General features: G+C 55.6%; 16 protein-coding genes. 4 read left to right on the top strand and 12 right to left on the bottom strand.

Annotated features, from left to right (window positions below; translation table 11 throughout):
• Nucleotides 1-51: 51 nt before the first annotated feature.
• The 3 genes from CHH28_RS17960 to CHH28_RS17955 are packed head-to-tail and all read right to left on the bottom strand — an operon-like array spanning nt 52 to nt 2,328.
• Nucleotides 52-1,170 (bottom strand): MBL fold metallo-hydrolase, encoded by a 1,119-nt coding sequence (locus CHH28_RS17960; protein ID WP_094062136.1) that lies wholly within the window; start codon nt 1,168-1,170, stop codon nt 52-54.
• A gap of 60 nt (nt 1,171-1,230) precedes the next feature.
• Nucleotides 1,231-1,386: a hypothetical protein gene (locus tag CHH28_RS19975; protein ID WP_157729996.1), complete on the bottom strand. Its 156-nt coding sequence runs from the start codon at nt 1,384-1,386 to the stop codon at nt 1,231-1,233.
• Between the two features lie 42 nt (nt 1,387-1,428).
• Nucleotides 1,429-2,328 (bottom strand): DMT family transporter, encoded by a 900-nt coding sequence (locus CHH28_RS17955; protein WP_094061613.1) that lies wholly within the window; start codon nt 2,326-2,328, stop codon nt 1,429-1,431.
• A 205-nt stretch (nt 2,329-2,533) separates the two neighbouring features.
• Here CHH28_RS17955 and CHH28_RS17950 point away from each other — a divergent pair, with 205 nt between their 5' ends.
• Nucleotides 2,534-3,997, top strand: a complete 1,464-nt coding sequence (locus CHH28_RS17950) for a PLP-dependent aminotransferase family protein (protein ID WP_094061612.1) — start codon at nt 2,534-2,536, stop codon at nt 3,995-3,997.
• Between the two features lie 146 nt (nt 3,998-4,143).
• Here the strand turns inward: CHH28_RS17950 and dapD are convergent, their stop codons facing one another.
• The 6 genes from dapD to CHH28_RS17920 all read right to left on the bottom strand — a co-directional run bounded on the left by dapD (nt 4,144) and on the right by CHH28_RS17920 (nt 9,673).
• Nucleotides 4,144-5,172: a 2,3,4,5-tetrahydropyridine-2,6-dicarboxylate N-succinyltransferase gene (gene dapD / locus CHH28_RS17945; RefSeq protein ID WP_094061611.1), complete on the bottom strand. Its 1,029-nt coding sequence runs from the start codon at nt 5,170-5,172 to the stop codon at nt 4,144-4,146.
• Nucleotides 5,173-5,184: 12 nt separating this feature from the next.
• Complete coding sequence (locus CHH28_RS17940) at nt 5,185-5,532, bottom strand: ArsC family reductase (protein WP_094061610.1); 348 nt, start codon at nt 5,530-5,532, stop codon at nt 5,185-5,187.
• A gap of 58 nt (nt 5,533-5,590) precedes the next feature.
• Nucleotides 5,591-6,241 carry an alpha/beta hydrolase gene (locus CHH28_RS17935; protein ID WP_094061609.1) on the bottom strand — a complete coding sequence of 217 codons (651 nt, stop codon included), beginning with the start codon at nt 6,239-6,241 and terminating at the stop codon, nt 5,591-5,593.
• A 158-nt stretch (nt 6,242-6,399) separates the two neighbouring features.
• Nucleotides 6,400-7,581, bottom strand: a complete 1,182-nt coding sequence (locus CHH28_RS17930; RefSeq protein ID WP_094061608.1) for a DUF819 family protein — start codon at nt 7,579-7,581, stop codon at nt 6,400-6,402.
• Nucleotides 7,582-7,585: 4 nt separating this feature from the next.
• Complete coding sequence (locus CHH28_RS17925; RefSeq protein ID WP_094061607.1) at nt 7,586-8,851, bottom strand: alanine racemase; 1,266 nt, start codon at nt 8,849-8,851, stop codon at nt 7,586-7,588.
• Nucleotides 8,852-8,983: 132 nt separating this feature from the next.
• Complete coding sequence (locus CHH28_RS17920) at nt 8,984-9,673, bottom strand: hypothetical protein (protein ID WP_094061606.1); 690 nt, start codon at nt 9,671-9,673, stop codon at nt 8,984-8,986.
• Between the two features lie 78 nt (nt 9,674-9,751).
• On the opposite strand from CHH28_RS17920, the gene CHH28_RS17915 reads away from it, so the two are divergent.
• Entirely contained in the window at nt 9,752-10,957 is a 1,206-nt protein-coding gene (locus CHH28_RS17915; protein ID WP_094061605.1) for an MFS transporter, read from the top strand.
• Between the two features lie 28 nt (nt 10,958-10,985).
• Entirely contained in the window at nt 10,986-11,234 is a 249-nt protein-coding gene (tusA, locus tag CHH28_RS17910; protein ID WP_094061604.1) for a sulfurtransferase TusA, read from the top strand.
• A gap of 45 nt (nt 11,235-11,279) precedes the next feature.
• Here tusA and CHH28_RS17905 read toward each other — a convergent pair whose 3' ends face one another.
• The 3 genes from CHH28_RS17905 to CHH28_RS17895 all read right to left on the bottom strand — a co-directional run bounded on the left by CHH28_RS17905 (nt 11,280) and on the right by CHH28_RS17895 (nt 14,275).
• Nucleotides 11,280-11,864 (bottom strand): phosphoheptose isomerase, encoded by a 585-nt coding sequence (locus CHH28_RS17905; RefSeq protein WP_094061603.1) that lies wholly within the window; start codon nt 11,862-11,864, stop codon nt 11,280-11,282.
• Nucleotides 11,865-12,065: 201 nt separating this feature from the next.
• Nucleotides 12,066-12,419, bottom strand: coding sequence for a YraN family protein (locus tag CHH28_RS17900; RefSeq protein WP_094061602.1), 354 nt, complete (start codon nt 12,417-12,419; stop codon nt 12,066-12,068).
• Nucleotides 12,420-12,448: 29 nt separating this feature from the next.
• A complete protein-coding gene (locus tag CHH28_RS17895) occupies nt 12,449-14,275 on the bottom strand; it encodes a penicillin-binding protein activator (RefSeq protein WP_094061601.1) in 1,827 nt (608 codons plus the stop codon).
• On the opposite strand from CHH28_RS17895, the gene rsmI reads away from it, so the two are divergent.
• Nucleotides 14,274-15,134 (top strand): 16S rRNA (cytidine(1402)-2'-O)-methyltransferase, encoded by an 861-nt coding sequence (gene rsmI / locus CHH28_RS17890; protein ID WP_094061600.1) that lies wholly within the window; start codon nt 14,274-14,276, stop codon nt 15,132-15,134. The genes CHH28_RS17895 and rsmI overlap by 2 nt on opposite strands.
• Nucleotides 15,135-15,185: the final 51 nt, after the last annotated feature.

Genomic DNA, 15,185 nt, shown 5'->3' with positions numbered 1-15,185 from the left:
GTGCAGCAATCCCCTGTGCTGCAATATCCAGCACTGCAATTCCAAGCGCTGCTATCTTGCGTCTGCCACTTGCTCCGCGCCAGGCATCATCGGCCGCCACCAGGCGGCAAAGCGTTGCGGTTGGTTTAAAAAAACGGGTTCGCCAATGCGCGGCGTGATCAGATCCACATTATGCTGGTGTGCGGCTTGGCTGACTTGCTCTAGGGGTTCAAACCAAGCGTGCATGGCAAGGTCAAAGGTACTGTTGTGAATGGGCAACATGCGTTGGCCGCGCAAATCCAAATGCGCTTGCACACTTTCCTCTGGAAACATGTGTACATAGCGCCAACGCGGGTTATAAGCGCCATTTTCCAGCATGGTTAAATCAAATGGCCCGAAGCGCTCACCAATGGTTTTAAAGCCGTCAAAATAGCCGCTGTCACCACTGAAGTAGTAGCGCTTATCGCCATGAATCAGTACCCAAGAGGCCCACAAGGTTTGATCGCGGTCATGCAAACCACGACCAGAGAAATGCTGCGTTGGCGTGGCCACAACGGTAGTGTCGCCTTGCTGATGCTGCTGCCACCAGTCGTGTTCACTGTATTGTCCTGTCGCTACGCCCCAGTCGGTGAGGTATTGGCCCAAGCCAAGCGGCACATAAAAATGCTCTGTTTTGGACACCAGTTGCTCAATGGTGGCTTGGTCGAGATGATCGTAATGGTTGTGAGAAATAATCACGCCTTTGATGTTGGGCAGCTCGTTGATGCTCAGCGGCGGTGCGTGGAAACGCTCGGGGCCGGCCCACTGCACCGGTGAGGCACGGCGAGAAAACATCGGGTCGAATAACCAGATATCGCCGCCCAGCGACATTAATATGCTGGAGTGTCCCAAGCGCACCACCACGTCTTCATCCTGGGGTAACTGCTTAAACCATTCGCTACTGAGCGGTTGTACCGGAATCGGCTGGTCGGGCACCGGCATGATTTCATCGGCGGTCAGTACATGCCAGAAAATGCCGATGACCTCAGCCACCGAGCGCTCGGTTTCTGCCACTGCATTGCGAAACTGACCATCGCGAAAATTAGGGGAATCGGCCAGTATGGACGATGACGGCATGCTGGCGCAGCTGAGAGTGGCAATCAGGGCCACGGCTAAGCCACCGAGCAACCAGCGTTTTGAAGGAGTGGGCATAAGCGTATCAGCCAAGGTAATGAACAGCGCCACCAGTGTACTGCGCTAAGTTACCCGCAGTCACTGCTGCAGCTCGCTTGGTACAGTCATGACTACCATCGGAACAATATCTGGCTTTCGCGTAGCAGTGTCAGGCTCACGCGAGCGCTCCGACTCGCGCTGACGCTTCACCGCTGATAACAGCGGTGAAGCGGTTTTCTGATCCAAAATTCTCATACCAACGGGCGCCTTATTCACGCCGCCGGCGTAAATAAGGCGTCAGGCGGGTTGGCGCCGTTGCTTCAGTGCCGCTGCCACACACACCACAATCAGGCCACATAGCAGCCATTGGCTGAGACTAACGCTCTGGCCAAGCAATATCGCAATCGCCAGCAGGGTAAACACCGGCTGCAACAGTTGCAATTGGCTGAGTCCGGCGGTGTCATGCGCCAGTGCGCGATACCAAAACAAGAACGCCAACCACTGATTGATGATGGCGGCATAGCCCAGCACTAACCAAGTTTGCATCGAGATAACGGCGTTTGCTTGGTCTAGCTGCCAGCCCAACTGCCAACCCAACATCCAGGCGGAATACGGCAGCGCGAGTATCAGTGCCCAACACACGGTTTGCCAGCCGCCAATCCGTTTCGCCGCTTGCGCACCGCTGGCATATCCCAGTGCACCAGAGAGCAATAATGCCAGCAGCAACAACCAGTCGAGCCAATGCTGTACTTGCCAATCGTCGCCGGATTGCAGCATGAAGTAACCGACCGTAGCAGCCATTCCAGCACTGGCCCAGGCCCAAAACCGCAGTGAGATCAGCTGTTGCTGCATCACGGCGGCAAATACGGCAGTGAGCAATGGCAACCCAGCCAAAATCACTCCAGCGTTGGCGGCACTGATGCGCTCCAGCGCGTGTCCCAGCAGATAGGGGTAAATCAGTACCGTGCCCAACGAGCACAACAGCAGCCATTTGAACGCTGCCTTGGGCGGCAGCGACCAACGACACCATTGGCTAACGATCAATGCCAGGATGCCCGCCACCGTGCCGCGAAAAGCACCGATAAAATTGGCACTCACCTCAGCCAGCGCCAGCTCCGCCGCCGGCACACTGAGCGAAAACAATAGGATGGCCAACAGTGCTTGGCCGATGGCGGGGAATGATGATGACTGCGGCATACGCACCTCCTGACAATGTGAGGTGCCATCATGCCGGGTCGGGCGCTGCGCCAGCAGAGGCAGGCATGGACGGAACTGTCGGTACAGTCATCGCAAACTTTCAATTGTGCTGGTCGAAAGCTGTCATACTGTATCGGTTGTCAGTTAACTGTACCGGTTAGTATGGCAATGCCCTGTGTTTCGGGCGTCAGAAGGAGAACATCGCATGCTGAACCGCCAAATAGATACCCCGTTATATGAGCAAATCGCCGAGCAACTGATCGAAGACATTGGCAGCGGTGTGTACGGTGTTGGCCATAAAGTACCGAGCGTGCGACACATGAGTCGTCACATGGGGGTGAGCATCTCTACCGTGACGCAGGCTTACGCTTGGCTGGAAGATCAAGGATGGCTGCGTGCTCGCCCACAGTCGGGTTATTACGTGCGTGCGCGCCAGCATTTTGCCAGCGAGCGTGGCACGGCAACGCCGCCACTGTCGCGTGGCGAGCAGCCGGCCGCGTTCACTAAATCAGAGCGCATTAATAATATGCTGCAGCGGCTGAACCAGCCGCGCCAAATCAACCTTGGGGCGGCGATTCCCGACCCGGCGATTTTGCCTCTGCGACAGCTGCAAACGCACATTAATAAAGTCAGCCGCTTTAATACCCGCCAAATCGTGGCGTACCAATTTGCACCGGGCTTAGAAGGGCTGCGCCAGCAAATTGCAGTGCGCATGCGCGATGTGGGGGTGCGTTGCCATCAGGACGATGTCGTGATTACCAATGGCTGCGCCGAGGCGGTGACGTTAGGGCTACGCGCTGCGACGCAACCGGGTGACTTAATTGCGGTGGAATCACCTTGTTATTACGGTATTTTGCAAATTGCCGCCATGTTGGGATTAAAAATTATTGAAATTCCTACTGATCCGGCAACGGGCATCAGCTTGGATGCATTGCAATTGGCGTTGCATCAGTGGCCAATAAAATTAATTGCATTAACCGCACGCTATGCCAACCCAACTGGTTCGGCCATTCCCAGTGATAAACAGCGACGCCTAGTTGAGCTGGCCAAACAACACGATGTCGGAATATTGGAAGACGACATTTATGGTGAGCTGGGTTTTCCCGTGCACCGCGACCAAGCGCCTTTAATGTCGGTATTAAAATCCTACGATGACGACGGCCGTGTGATGTATTGCTCGTCATTTTCCAAAACCTTGGCGGCGGGTTTGCGCGTTGGATGGTGTTTACCCGGTCGTTGGTATCAGCAAGTGATCGAAAGTCAGACGTTTACCACGTTTTCAGCCAGCAGTCTGTGTCAGCACGCGCTGTATTCGTATTTGCAAAATGGGCAGTATGATCGACATTTGCGCCAGCTCAGGGTGCGTCTGGCTGACAACAGCCAACGTTTTTTGGATGCCATCGCACGCTATTTCCCTGCCGATACACGGGTCTCGGAGCCGCAAGGCGGGTTTATTCTGTGGGTCTGCTTGCCCGCTGGTGTCAGTGCGCTGACGCTGTATCAGTTAGCCGATGAGCACTCTATTAGCATTGTGCCGGGCGACTTGTTTTCTAATACCGATCATTTTGATGAGTGCATGCGGCTAAATTGCGCCGTGAACTGGAACGGCGAGGTGGAAAATGCGTTAGCGACCTTGGGTAAACTCGTAACCCAGTTAGCGCGGCAATAACAGTGAATAAGTGGAAAATGAATAGCAGTGGATAAATAGCGCGGATAAATAGCTGCTAAGCAGACAATAGAAACAGCAGTGAAAAGACGTTTTTAAATAAAGCGAGGAAAAGCACTGCCACAGGCAGTGCTTTTTTTACAGCTAACTTAGTTGTTAGCGTGCAGCTCGTTATTCAGTTCAATGGCGGTTTTGTTGGTCACACATTGAACCGCGCCCGTGGTGGAATCACGGCGGAATAACAAATCGGATTTGCCCGCCAGATCACGCGCTTTGACGGTTTCCACCACCTCGCGGTGATCGTCCAACACCTGCACCTTAGTGCCCGCAGTAATGTACAGGCCAGCTTCTACCGTGCAGCGGTCGCCGAGTGGAATACCAACACCGGCATTGGCGCCCAACAGGCATTTCTCACCGACGGAAATAATAATATTGCCGCCGCCTGACAGTGTGCCCATGGTTGAGCAACCACCACCTAAGTCTGAACCGTCGCCGACAATAACACCGGCAGAAATACGGCCTTCGACCATGGAAACACCCAGGGTGCCGGCATTAAAGTTAACGAAACCTTCGTGCATGACGGTGGTGCCTTCGCCAATGTAGGCACCCAAACGCACACGCGCGGTGTGGGCGATGCGCACACCGGCAGGTACGACGTAATCGGTCATACGCGGGAATTTATCCACGCTGTTAACGCTTAACAGTTCACCGTTTAGGCGGGCTTGCAATTGCGCTTCTGGCAAGTCCGCTAAGTCGATGGCGCCTTGGTTGGTCCAAGCGACGTTGGGCAGCAGCGCAAAAATACCGCCAAGGTTTACGCCGTGCGGCTTCACCAAACGATGCGACAGCAAGTGCAGCTTGAGGTACACCTCGGGTGTGGAGCTGGCCTGTTCGTCCTGTGCCAGCACAGTGATGACCACGGGTTTGTGACTTTCAGTGCAGGCGCGGGCCAACGCGGCTTGCTCAGGGTATGCCGATTCAATGGCGTCGGCAAAGGCCAGCAGTTCGCCGCCGTCGGCTTCGATGGCTTCGTTGCCACCTTGATAGTCTAGCGTCTCGCGGGCGTGTGCAATCAGGTCTGCAGGCGGATTCAGCAAGGGGCGCTGGTAGTACACCTCCAGCCAGTCACCATTACTGTTTTTCGTGCCAACGCCAATGGCCAGGGCAAATGCGCTCATCGTGGTGTCCTTCTACAGGTTAAATAATTGTTGGTACTGTTCGGCTTTAAAGCCCAAGTATTTGCCGTCGCCGGTATCTAACAGCGGGCGTTTAATAATGGATGGGTTGGCCAACATGGCGCTGCGTGCGGCATCGTTGTCCATCGACGCACGTACTTCTTCCGGCAACTGACGCCAAGTAGTGCCGCGGCGGTTGATCAGCGTCTCCCAGCCTAGCTCTTGCAACCATTGATCTGCCAGTGCTTCAGGCAGGCCGTCTTTTTTATAGTCGTGAAAATGAAACTCAACGCCATGTTGCTCCAGCCAGGTGCGAGCTTTTTTCATGGTGTCGCAGCTCTTGATGCCATACAAAGTGACCATGGCAGTCTCCGCCTACGCGATAAATGGCGGGCAAGAATACCAGAAAGGCCTTGCAGCGTCAGGCCAGCTGGCTGGCCAGCCAGTGGCTCAAATCCTTAATTTGCGTAAGGCCAATCTCATGGCCCTGCGGGTAGGTCTGGTAGTCGCTGGCGATGCCTTGCTGGCGACACCAGTCGACGCTGCGCCGACCGAGCGACTCTGGCACCACCATGTCCTCACTGCCGTGCATGGCCAGCAGTGGCACGTCGGTACGCGGTTTTGGTGGCTGAGCGGCGAGATAGGTCGACAAACACAGCAAGCCTGCGACCGCTTGTTGATGTGTCAAAGCCGCTTGATAGGCAACAGCGCCGCCTTGTGAAAACCCGGCAATGATCACCCGATGAGCCGGCACACCGGCTTCTTTTACCAATTGTTGCACCTGCTGTGCGGTGTGCTGCAAATGTGTTTGCTCCACCACGCGCTCGGGGTTGGCTGCCAGAATGTCGTACCAAGCTGGCATCACCATGCCGCCGTTAATGGTTACTGGACGATTGGGCGCTTGTGGCAACATACCGCGCAGTCGAGCAAGGGTTGGATGACGTCTTAACATTGGCAATAGCGGCTGTAAGTCGTAGGGCGATGCCCCCAAACCATGTAGCCAGATAATTGCGCAATCAGCGCTCTGCTGCGGCTCATCGACAAGGACATTAAGCCCAGAGTTAATCGTCATGTGTGGCTCAGATAAAAAATGGCCCGGCAGTATACGCCGCCAGGACGCGTCTGCTCAACGCGCCTAGCGACTAGATGTGTGAACGGCTAAATATGTGAAACGGCTAGATCTGTGAAACGGCTAGATGTGTGAGGCGAGCCGCAGATACCACTCAGACGTTATGCCGTCAGATAGCGCACCGCATAGGCCACCATGACCCCCAAATAGTTACCGATGGCATAACCAATAATGGCGGCGGCAAACCCGGGCAAGATAATGTCGCGATTTTTCAGTGCGCCGGCGATCACCGGAATAAAAGGAACCGACATGATGGCGGCGGACGAGGTAATTAAAAACGTATCCGTATCTATGTCGAGCCAGCGGCACATAAGGGCCTGCAACAACATCGACCCGACCAGAATAAAGCCAATGTAGAGGAATAAATCCACATTCAGCTGGGTGATAATGCTGGTGTCTGTCATGGTGCCCATGGTGAAACAAAATACCAGAATTAAAAACATGCCCAATTGAAAGCTGTTGGCGAGTGCTCGCACATAGGGAATAAACGACGCTGCCAGGCCAAAGCTGGTAATGCAGATAATCGTCAGTGTTGATTGCATCGAGGCAGGAAATAAACCCGCAACCACTACTGCCAAACCAACCACAACGGCCGCCAGTAAAAAGGCTTGCAGCGTTGGCCACAGGGTTTGCCGCGACAACAGCGCACGATAGGCATTGGCGGTTTCGTCGGCCATGTGAGAAAAGGCACTGTCGTCGTGATAGGCGTGCTCGCTGTGACTTTGAAATGGGCGCAGAAATTTGGAAAACAATGGCTTCGCCAGCGTCATGACAAACAGCAAAAACAACGATGACATTAAAATATCGTACGTTGTCATAGTCACAAAAATATTGTCGTCGGCTTCGATCGCCGTTTTTATTGCCGCCATGTTTGGCCCGCCGCCGGTATAAGCACCGACCGACATGCCAGCCACTTGCCATATTTGCTCTAAATGTCCTTGAAACATCACCGCACCAATAGCACTGGTAACAATCACCGCCACCAGGGCAATGGCCATGGCTTTGCCGGTATCACCGGCCATGGTTAACGAGGCTTTAACATCAATGGAAAACAGCAGCAGTGGCAGCGCCAGGGCGATGGCAATTTCTGAGGTTTGACTTTGCAGCGCCAATAATTGGCCATCGGCCAGCCATTGGTTGGGTTGCAGGATGGCGGCCAGGGCAATGCCCAAACCAAACGACAATACCACCACGCCGAGTTTATCCAGCCAAGGAATGCGTTGGCATAAAACAATAATCAGGATGGGAACGATCACAAAAGCACAGGCAACGGCGAGAGTCACGGAATTATCCTTTTTCTATCATGGCGGGACGTTGAGCAAACAGTGGTGTGTGCGGGTCAGTGTGCTCTGCTTTGGGGTAGTCTAATACTGGCCACCAATCGGTAATGCTGCCTTGGTGGTAAATAGCAAGTTCACCAAATTGCAGGAAAACAGCCTCGCTTTGGCTAGGGCGCAGGAAAAAAAAGTCGTCGACGTCCGGCAAACAGTCGTCCGGCAGTTCGTACATTTCCTGATTGCTGGAGTGGCCCAACACTGCAGAGCGCTTGGCGTTAGCTGGGTAGCACGGGCTGGCTAACCAATTGCCGCCGTAAATAAAACATGCTTGGCGTTTGATTAGCCCAAAGCGTCGCAGCCAACCCGACAGGCCAGCTGCCATGGGAATATCTGGGTCAGTAATACGCTTTAATACCGGTGTGGCAATAAAGGCCGCTGCTTGGTGATGCTCCAATGTGTCGACGTCAAAGTCGGTGGGTTTGACCAAGGCCGAAGCGATGGATATTTCATTTTGCGGGCCAGCCTCACCGTACAACGGGTAGGTGGTACTGCCGCCGGTGTTCAGACATAAGTCGTCTAATGCATCAGGCCCGAGTTGCTCGGTAATGACGTGGCAAAACGCTTGGTACTGCTGCTGCACTTGAGCGTAGGCTTTATTGCTTCCGCCGAGCCAGGCCGGGATTTTACTGATGTGTGCTTCATAGCCCATGAGCCCCGCCAGTTGCAGAAATTCGCTGCGCTCAATGTGCTCTATGGCGCGACTAAATTCCTGGTCGCATTGAAAGCCACCGCGATGCAAACCAACGTCTATTTCCAAACTGACGCGCAGGCGCGTATTGCTGCGCCGTGCCATGTCCTCGTATTGCTGCAGCCGCTGGCGGCTGTCGATCAACCATTGCAGCTGGATATCCGGATCAAAACATAAAAATTCGGCGCGGCTTTGATACCAGTCGTAAAAGCGTTGCGCGCCAGCCACGGGCATGGGTTTGCCCAATAAAATATCCGCGGCGGGAAATTGCTCGACCAGTTGCATCATAAACGGCAAATGAAAGCACATCAGTCGGTTGCTACCGGTGCGGCGCATCAGATAATCCAGCATTGGCACGCTGGGTAGCGACTTGGCAACAATGCGATAGGCGAAGCCGCGATTAATAATTTCCAGCAAATGATCAATATTGGCATCCAGCCGCTGTTTATCAATGACCAGCGTCGGGCGGGCAACATGAGCGGCGTGCAATGCTGTGCTCAGTGCCGAGAAGTAGGCGTCTTGGTTCATAACCGGACCCGCGGTTGGGGTTATTATTATATAAAGTTGTACTTTTGTACCATAAAGGTGGGGCGCAGCCAAATCCATGCAGTAACTGCTGATGTGTGAAGTGAAGTTTGCAACGAATGAGCGGGCAGGGGGCTACCAGTCGTATTGGTGGCGCAGCCGCTCCAGTTCACCAGAGTGTTGCAGTGTTTGCATGCCGTTGTCGAAGGCGTCACGCAGCATTTTCCCGCGCGGACTCATCTGAAAGCCAAGGTGCAGAGGCAAGGTGGTCAGCGGGCGTATTTCCAAATCGGTGAGATCTAACTCACCTTGCTGTTGCAGCGGCTCAAGCACCGACAGCACATCAATATGGCCGCTCAATCCGCGACCGCGGCGTAACATGTGCAGGGCGCGTCGCCGATCGGATACCAGGTAACCCGGTTTGCCAATGTCGATGTAGCGCTGAAACTCATAGCCGCGCATCCAGCTGAAGTAGCCATTTTGTAAATCGATGCGCGCGCCGATGGGTTGTATCACCACAATGTCGTCTTGATCGATGGCTTGGCGGGAGTAAATGGCTTTATCGGTTTCGTTTACATAAGCGCCCACCCAGGCGTCCGCTTGCCATTGTTGCACTTGATGGACGGCTCGAGGGTAAGGGGCTGAATCGGTGATCAAGGTGATATTTTGACTGGCGAACGCTTGGCGGATGATGTCCCAATAGAAACCACTGCCGTCTGCTTCTGTTGCATTTGGCCACACCTCGCTCACTACCACGGCGACTTGCTCGCTGCGACTCGACCCAGACGCTAGCGCTAACAGCAACAGCCAGTAATGCCACTTCATAGTATGATCTGTCCGCTTTTGATTAATCACTATAGCGCCTGTACATAGGCACTGCTGTCTGAGCGAGGATCTTGCGCAATGAATAAGTGGCTGGCGTTGATTGGGCTGTACATCGCTCAGGGGTTGCCGCACGGCTTTTTTGGCCAGGCCATGCCTGCGCTAATGCGCGAGCAAGGCATGGATCTGACTCTGATTGGGCTGCTCTCGCTGGTCGCGTTGCCTTGGGCGCTGAAGTTTCTCTGGGCGCCTTGGCTCGATCGAGTGGCTCTGATCGCCGGCGAGCATCGTCGCAGTTGGATCATTGCCATGAACTACAGCGCTGTGGCGCTGCTGCTACTGCTGGCGAGTCAGCCTATGTCTTATTGGGTTGATCAAGGCCTGTGGTGGATGCTGGCGGCGCTGTTACTGGTCAACCTGAGTATGGCCACCCAGGACATCGCCACCGACGCTCTGGCGGTTGAAAACATCAGCTACCCGCAGCGTGGGCTGGGTAATGCGGTGCAAGTGGCGGGCTATCGCATCGGTATGGTCATCGCCGGCGGAGGTTTGGTGGTGACCCTGGGTCATTGGGGCTGGCAAGCCACGCTGTTGCTGCTGGCGCTGCTGTTGGCGGCGGCGACCTTGCCATTGTGGCGCTTTCAACCCAAGCCGCATCAGGTCGGCGAGCATTCTGTGTGGCAGCAATGGCGGCAGCTGTTTGCGCGCGGCGGCATCGTTTGGTGGCTACTGATGGTCATCACTTATAAATTCGGCGATGCCTTTGGTACTCAGATGGTGCGCCCGTTATTGGTAGATACCGGCCTGCAACTGACGGAGCTGGGCTGGTTGATGGGTACCTATGGCTTTAGCGCTGGGCTGTTGGGCGCGGTTGTGGGCGGTTGGTCGATTCGTTATTTGGGGCGGCAAACGGCGCTGTTAGCCTTCTTATTGCTCGAAGGACTGGCATTGCTGAGTTATGTCGGCATCAGTGGGCAACCACAGCTGCCATGGACGCAGATTTTGCTGGCCGTCGGTCTGGAGCACGTGGCCGGAGGCATGGCCACGGCGGCCTTGTTCACCGTCATGATGGATTACTGTCGCCCGTCCCATGAGGCGTCCGACTACGCGCTGCAAAGTTGCTTGGTGATTGTTGCAGGCTTGCTGGCTTCCGCGTTGTCCGGCCTCAGCGCCACTCATTTGGGATATGATGGCCACTTTGCTTTGGCTGCTGGGTTGTGTGTGGCGGCGTTGTGGCCCGTCTGGCAACTGATTCGCCAGGGGCAAATTGCCGCTCGAACCCACTAGAACCAAAGCATCTGTTAGCGGAGAGAATATGTCAGAGTTTGAACAAGCGGATGTGCAGCTGGATACGCGCGGGTTGTTTTGCCCGGAGCCGGTGATGATGCTGCATGGCCAGATTGACGAGATGGCGGTGGGCCAGTCGATTGCGGTGTTGGCGACGGACCCGTCGACACAGCGCGACTTTCTCAAGTTTTGCTCGTTTCTGGGCCACGAGTTGGTATGCAGTAAAGAAGTAAACGGCGAGTATCAGTTTTTGATTCGCAAGGGTGAGGAAGAATAGTCCGAGCACCCTTTCAACGGGCTGAACCAGGCTTCGCTGCTTGGTTTAGTCTTCCCCAAACAGCGCGCAGTCAATCAAATCACACAGGCAATGGATCACCAGCAGGTGCACCTCCTGAATGCGCGCCGTGACATCAGCCGGTACGCGGATTTCCACGTCGGCACCGGTCAGCAGCGATGATATATGACCGCCATCCTTACCGCTGAGTGCCACCACGATCATGTCGCGCTCATGGGCCGCTTGAATGGCCTGCACCACATTGGCTGAGTTGCCGCTGGTGCTGATCGCCAACAAGATATCACCCTGGTTGCCGAGCGCGCGAATCTGCTTGGAGAACACCTCGTTGTAACTGTAATCGTTGGCGATGGACGTCAAAGTAGAGGTGTCGGTAGTCAGGGCAATGGCTGGCAACGATGGACGCTCGCGCTCAAAGCGGTTCAGCAGCTCGGAAGAAAAATGCTGGCTGTCGCCGGCCGAGCCGCCATTGCCACAACTGAGGATTTTGCCGCCATGCAGCAGTGCATCCACCATCAGCTGAGCCGCTTGCTCGATGTAGGGAGGCAGTTCTTCCGCAGACAGAGTTTTGGTTTCGATGCTGGCGCCAAAATGGCCAATGATGCGGTCTTGCAAGAGAGGCTCCCGGAGTCTGCCCGTACGTTCAAAGGCGCTATGTTAAAGAAAAAGCGTCAGCGCAGAAAGCTCAAAGCTGCGTTGTTGCGCGCTTGATGGCAAATTGATGCTGCGATTTGGCGATGGTTCACACACCTTTGCCAGCAAAATGCACTCACGAGCGCAGCCGAATGCCCATGGCGGTAAGCCGGCGGAAGGCGGCTAAAAAGCGTTTTGCAGCCATTCAAATTCAATCGGGTCACCGCTGGCAGACACCACATCAAAGCGGCAATCGGGTGTGCTGGGGTGGTTTTGCAGCAAATAGTGTTCCGCCGTGCGGCGCAGGCGCTGTTGTTTGCTGGCGGTCACCGACTCTGCACCGCTGCCATAGTCACTGTGCTTGCGATAACGCACTTCGATAAACACCAGCACCTCGCCGTGCAGCATGATCAGATCGATTTCGCCACCGCGAATCTGGTAGTTGCGGGTCACTGGCTTAAGGCCTTGCTGGCGCAAAAAACGTTCAGCCTGGCGCTCGATGGCTTGCCCTTTGGCGCGCTGCCCTAATGAAAACATCACGACCTCCTTGTCGCTTGATGGATAGCCTACTGCACGCTTGCAAGCCGCTCCGGCCGACCGGCGCGAAAGCGACTGCAGCTGGTCTGGCGGTGAATGCGTCGTTGTGCATCCAAACTCAATGCGCCTGTGCTGGCAAACAGTTGGCTGCTGGGGAAGGCTTCCAGTTGCCGTAAGCGCGGCACCAACCGGTAAGCATCGACACCCATGGCGTACAAACGTGCATATGCGCCTTGGCCGTTACGCAGGCTGTTTTCGACGTTATCGTGCAGTGCTGAGGCTTCCAGCAGCCAAGGTATGTCGCAAAAATGAATGCCGTTCAAATCACGATCCTTACTGGGCTGAGGTTGCCCTGAATACAGATGAGAGGTGGCATACACAGGCAAATCACCGGCAAAGTTGAACGCCAGTGTTGGGGTGATTTGCCGAGCTTGTTGTGGCAGCGCCACCATAAAGACCCAATCGGCATCTTGGCGGCGGCGCGGTTCGAACTCGGCCGGGCGGCGCAATAACTGGCGCATGGTTTTAAACCGCGCCTGACTGTCGTCGACGTTCAGTAGCGCCCGCACCTCTGGGTTGTAGTCCTTCATGCGTGGGTAAAAGCGTCGCTCACCAATGCTGCCACCTAGCGCCAGCCAATGATCCTCGAACGCCTGATAGATTCTCTCTCCCCAGCTGCCTTGCGGCACCAGTGCCAACGCGCGGCGGTGGCCGTGTTGCCAAGCCAGCTCGGCGATCTGGCGCGCTTCATCTTCCGGTGCCAGGCCGAATTGGTACAGGCCTGCGGCGACGCTTTCCTGATCGCGCTCACCGTAGTTCAGCGCCAGCGTGGGCAGCGGCAGTTGCTGGCGCTGTTGCAACGCTTGCACGCTGAGCTTGTTAAACGGACCCACCAACAGCTGTGAACCGTTGAACAGCGCCTGCTGATAGGCATCGTCTATGGTGTTGACGGTTTGGCTATCTAACACTTGTACGACGGGCGTTTGAAAGCCTTTTTGCAGCGACTCAAAATACGCCGCCATAAAGCCATCGCGCACGGCACTGCCAGATTTTGCCAACGGCCCACTCAGTGGCAACAACAGGGTGACTTGCTGCGGGCGGTTGGCCGCCAGGTCTGCCAGCAACGCCAGGCTGCCTGGTAAAGTGGTCGCGGCTGGGTGCATGGGATTTTGCAGTCGCCACTGCTCGACTTGTTGCAGGTGTTCGTCCAGCGTCAGCTGTGAGTTTTTGCTGATGGCCGCCAACTGCAGCCAGTGGCCAAAGCGGGTGTCTGGGAAACTTTCTGCCCAAGACAATAATTGCAGCTCACTCAGTTGCAGCAGGCTTTGCCACAGTGCGTCGTGATTTTGCTGCCAATAGCGTTCTGACAGAGTGCCGCTGATAAAATCGCGCTCACGCGCGGCTTCGAAAAATTGGCCCTGGGACTCATGCCAGCGCGCTTTCAGCAGACCTAATTGCTGTTGCTGATCGTCGTCCAGGCTGATGCTGTGATCGCGCAAAAAGCTCAGGTGCACGCCCGCTTTGTCGCTGTCGCCACGTTGCAAGGCGTAATCGGCAGATAGCAGATGCCACTGCAGCCATTGGGATGGCGATAGCCCTGCGCTTTGCAGCAGTTGCAATTGCATGGCGGCATTGCCAAACTCGCCGCTGGCCAACGCCTGTGCGGCATCGTCAAATTGCTGGGCAATGGATGGCTGGCTGTCTACGGCAGTCAGCGGCTCGCTGACATCCGGCGAGGTGGCGCAACCGGGCAGCAGTAGCGCGGTTGGCAATAGGCCAAGTAGTAACAGTCGGCGCAGCGCCGGACCAGAATTCCATATCGGGCGTGTCCCGACCTTAAGAGAGTTTCCTCGCATGACTTCCGCTCAAGTGATTAACGCTGGCACCTTGTATGTGGTCGCCACGCCCATTGGCAACCTGGCTGACCTGAGTGACCGTGCTCGCAGTGTGTTAGCAGGGGTCGATATCATCGCCTGCGAGGATACCAGACACACTCAGAAATTACTGCAGCACCTGGGGCTGCGTAAAGTGCTGTTATCGGTACACGATCACAACGAGAGTGAACGCATTCAGCAAGTGCTGGAACACCTGCAACAAGGGCGCTCCATGGCATTGGTATCGGACGCCGGTACGCCATTGATTTCGGACCCAGGCTTTCGTCTGGTGCAAGCGCTGAGTGAACACTCACACAAAGTGGTACCCGTGCCCGGCGCCAGTGCCATCATCACCGCGCTCAGTGCCGCTGGCTTGCCCACCGACCGCTTTACCTTTGAAGGTTTTTTGCCGCACAAACGCGGCGCCCGCGAGGAGAAAATCCGCGCTTTGGTGAACGACCCGCGCACGCTGGTGTTTTATGAGTCCAAGCATCGCATTGTCGAGACGCTGGCGGTCATGCAGGCGGAATTTGGCGCCGATCGACCAGCGGTGTTGGCGCGAGAGCTGACCAAAACCTTTGAAACCTTCTACCGCGGCACGCTGGCGTCGGTCAGTGCGGCTATCCAAGTCGACGCCGATCAGCAAAAAGGCGAGTTTGTGGTGATGGTGGCCGGGCACGATAACCCACCCACCGCCGGTGAGATCGACACCGACACTTTGTTCAAGCTGCTGCTGGCTGAGTTGCCGCCGAAAAAGGCCGCCGCCATCATTGCGCAACTGACCGGTGACAATAAAAAAGCCCTGTATCAAAAAGCTCTGGAACTGCAAGGCAAGGCCTGATAAAACCGCGCTCCCATTCGTTTGTTCGCGCTGCCGGGCACCACAGTGCAG

Source organism: Bacterioplanes sanyensis (assembly GCF_002237535.1).
GTDB classification, from domain to species: Bacteria; Pseudomonadota; Gammaproteobacteria; order Pseudomonadales; family Oceanobacteraceae; genus Bacterioplanes; species Bacterioplanes sanyensis_A.
The sequence above is the reverse complement of the archived record's forward strand: the minus strand, read 5'-3'. Positions and strand labels throughout refer to the sequence as shown.

Excerpts from the sequence above, each read along its gene's own strand:
- CHH28_RS17960 (WP_094062136.1), bottom strand. The coding sequence starts at position 1,170 with ATGCCCACTCCTTCAAAACGCTGGTTGCTCGGTGGCTTAGCCGTGGCC.
- CHH28_RS19975 (WP_157729996.1), bottom strand. The coding sequence starts at position 1,386 with ATGAGAATTTTGGATCAGAAAACCGCTTCACCGCTGTTATCAGCGGTG.
- CHH28_RS17955 (WP_094061613.1), bottom strand. The coding sequence starts at position 2,328 with ATGCCGCAGTCATCATCATTCCCCGCCATCGGCCAAGCACTGTTGGCC.
- CHH28_RS17950 (WP_094061612.1), top strand. The coding sequence starts at position 2,534 with ATGCTGAACCGCCAAATAGATACCCCGTTATATGAGCAAATCGCCGAG.
- dapD (WP_094061611.1), bottom strand. The coding sequence starts at position 5,172 with ATGAGCGCATTTGCCCTGGCCATTGGCGTTGGCACGAAAAACAGTAAT.
- CHH28_RS17940 (WP_094061610.1), bottom strand. The coding sequence starts at position 5,532 with ATGGTCACTTTGTATGGCATCAAGAGCTGCGACACCATGAAAAAAGCT.
- CHH28_RS17935 (WP_094061609.1), bottom strand. The coding sequence starts at position 6,241 with ATGACGATTAACTCTGGGCTTAATGTCCTTGTCGATGAGCCGCAGCAG.
- CHH28_RS17925 (WP_094061607.1), bottom strand. The coding sequence starts at position 8,851 with ATGAACCAAGACGCCTACTTCTCGGCACTGAGCACAGCATTGCACGCC.
- CHH28_RS17920 (WP_094061606.1), bottom strand. The coding sequence starts at position 9,673 with ATGAAGTGGCATTACTGGCTGTTGCTGTTAGCGCTAGCGTCTGGGTCG.
- CHH28_RS17915 (WP_094061605.1), top strand. The coding sequence starts at position 9,752 with ATGAATAAGTGGCTGGCGTTGATTGGGCTGTACATCGCTCAGGGGTTG.
- tusA (WP_094061604.1), top strand. The coding sequence starts at position 10,986 with ATGTCAGAGTTTGAACAAGCGGATGTGCAGCTGGATACGCGCGGGTTG.
- CHH28_RS17900 (WP_094061602.1), bottom strand. The coding sequence starts at position 12,419 with ATGTTTTCATTAGGGCAGCGCGCCAAAGGGCAAGCCATCGAGCGCCAG.
- rsmI (WP_094061600.1), top strand. The coding sequence starts at position 14,274 with ATGACTTCCGCTCAAGTGATTAACGCTGGCACCTTGTATGTGGTCGCC.
- CHH28_RS17895 (WP_094061601.1), bottom strand. The coding sequence starts at position 14,275 with ATGCGAGGAAACTCTCTTAAGGTCGGGACACGCCCGATATGGAATTCT.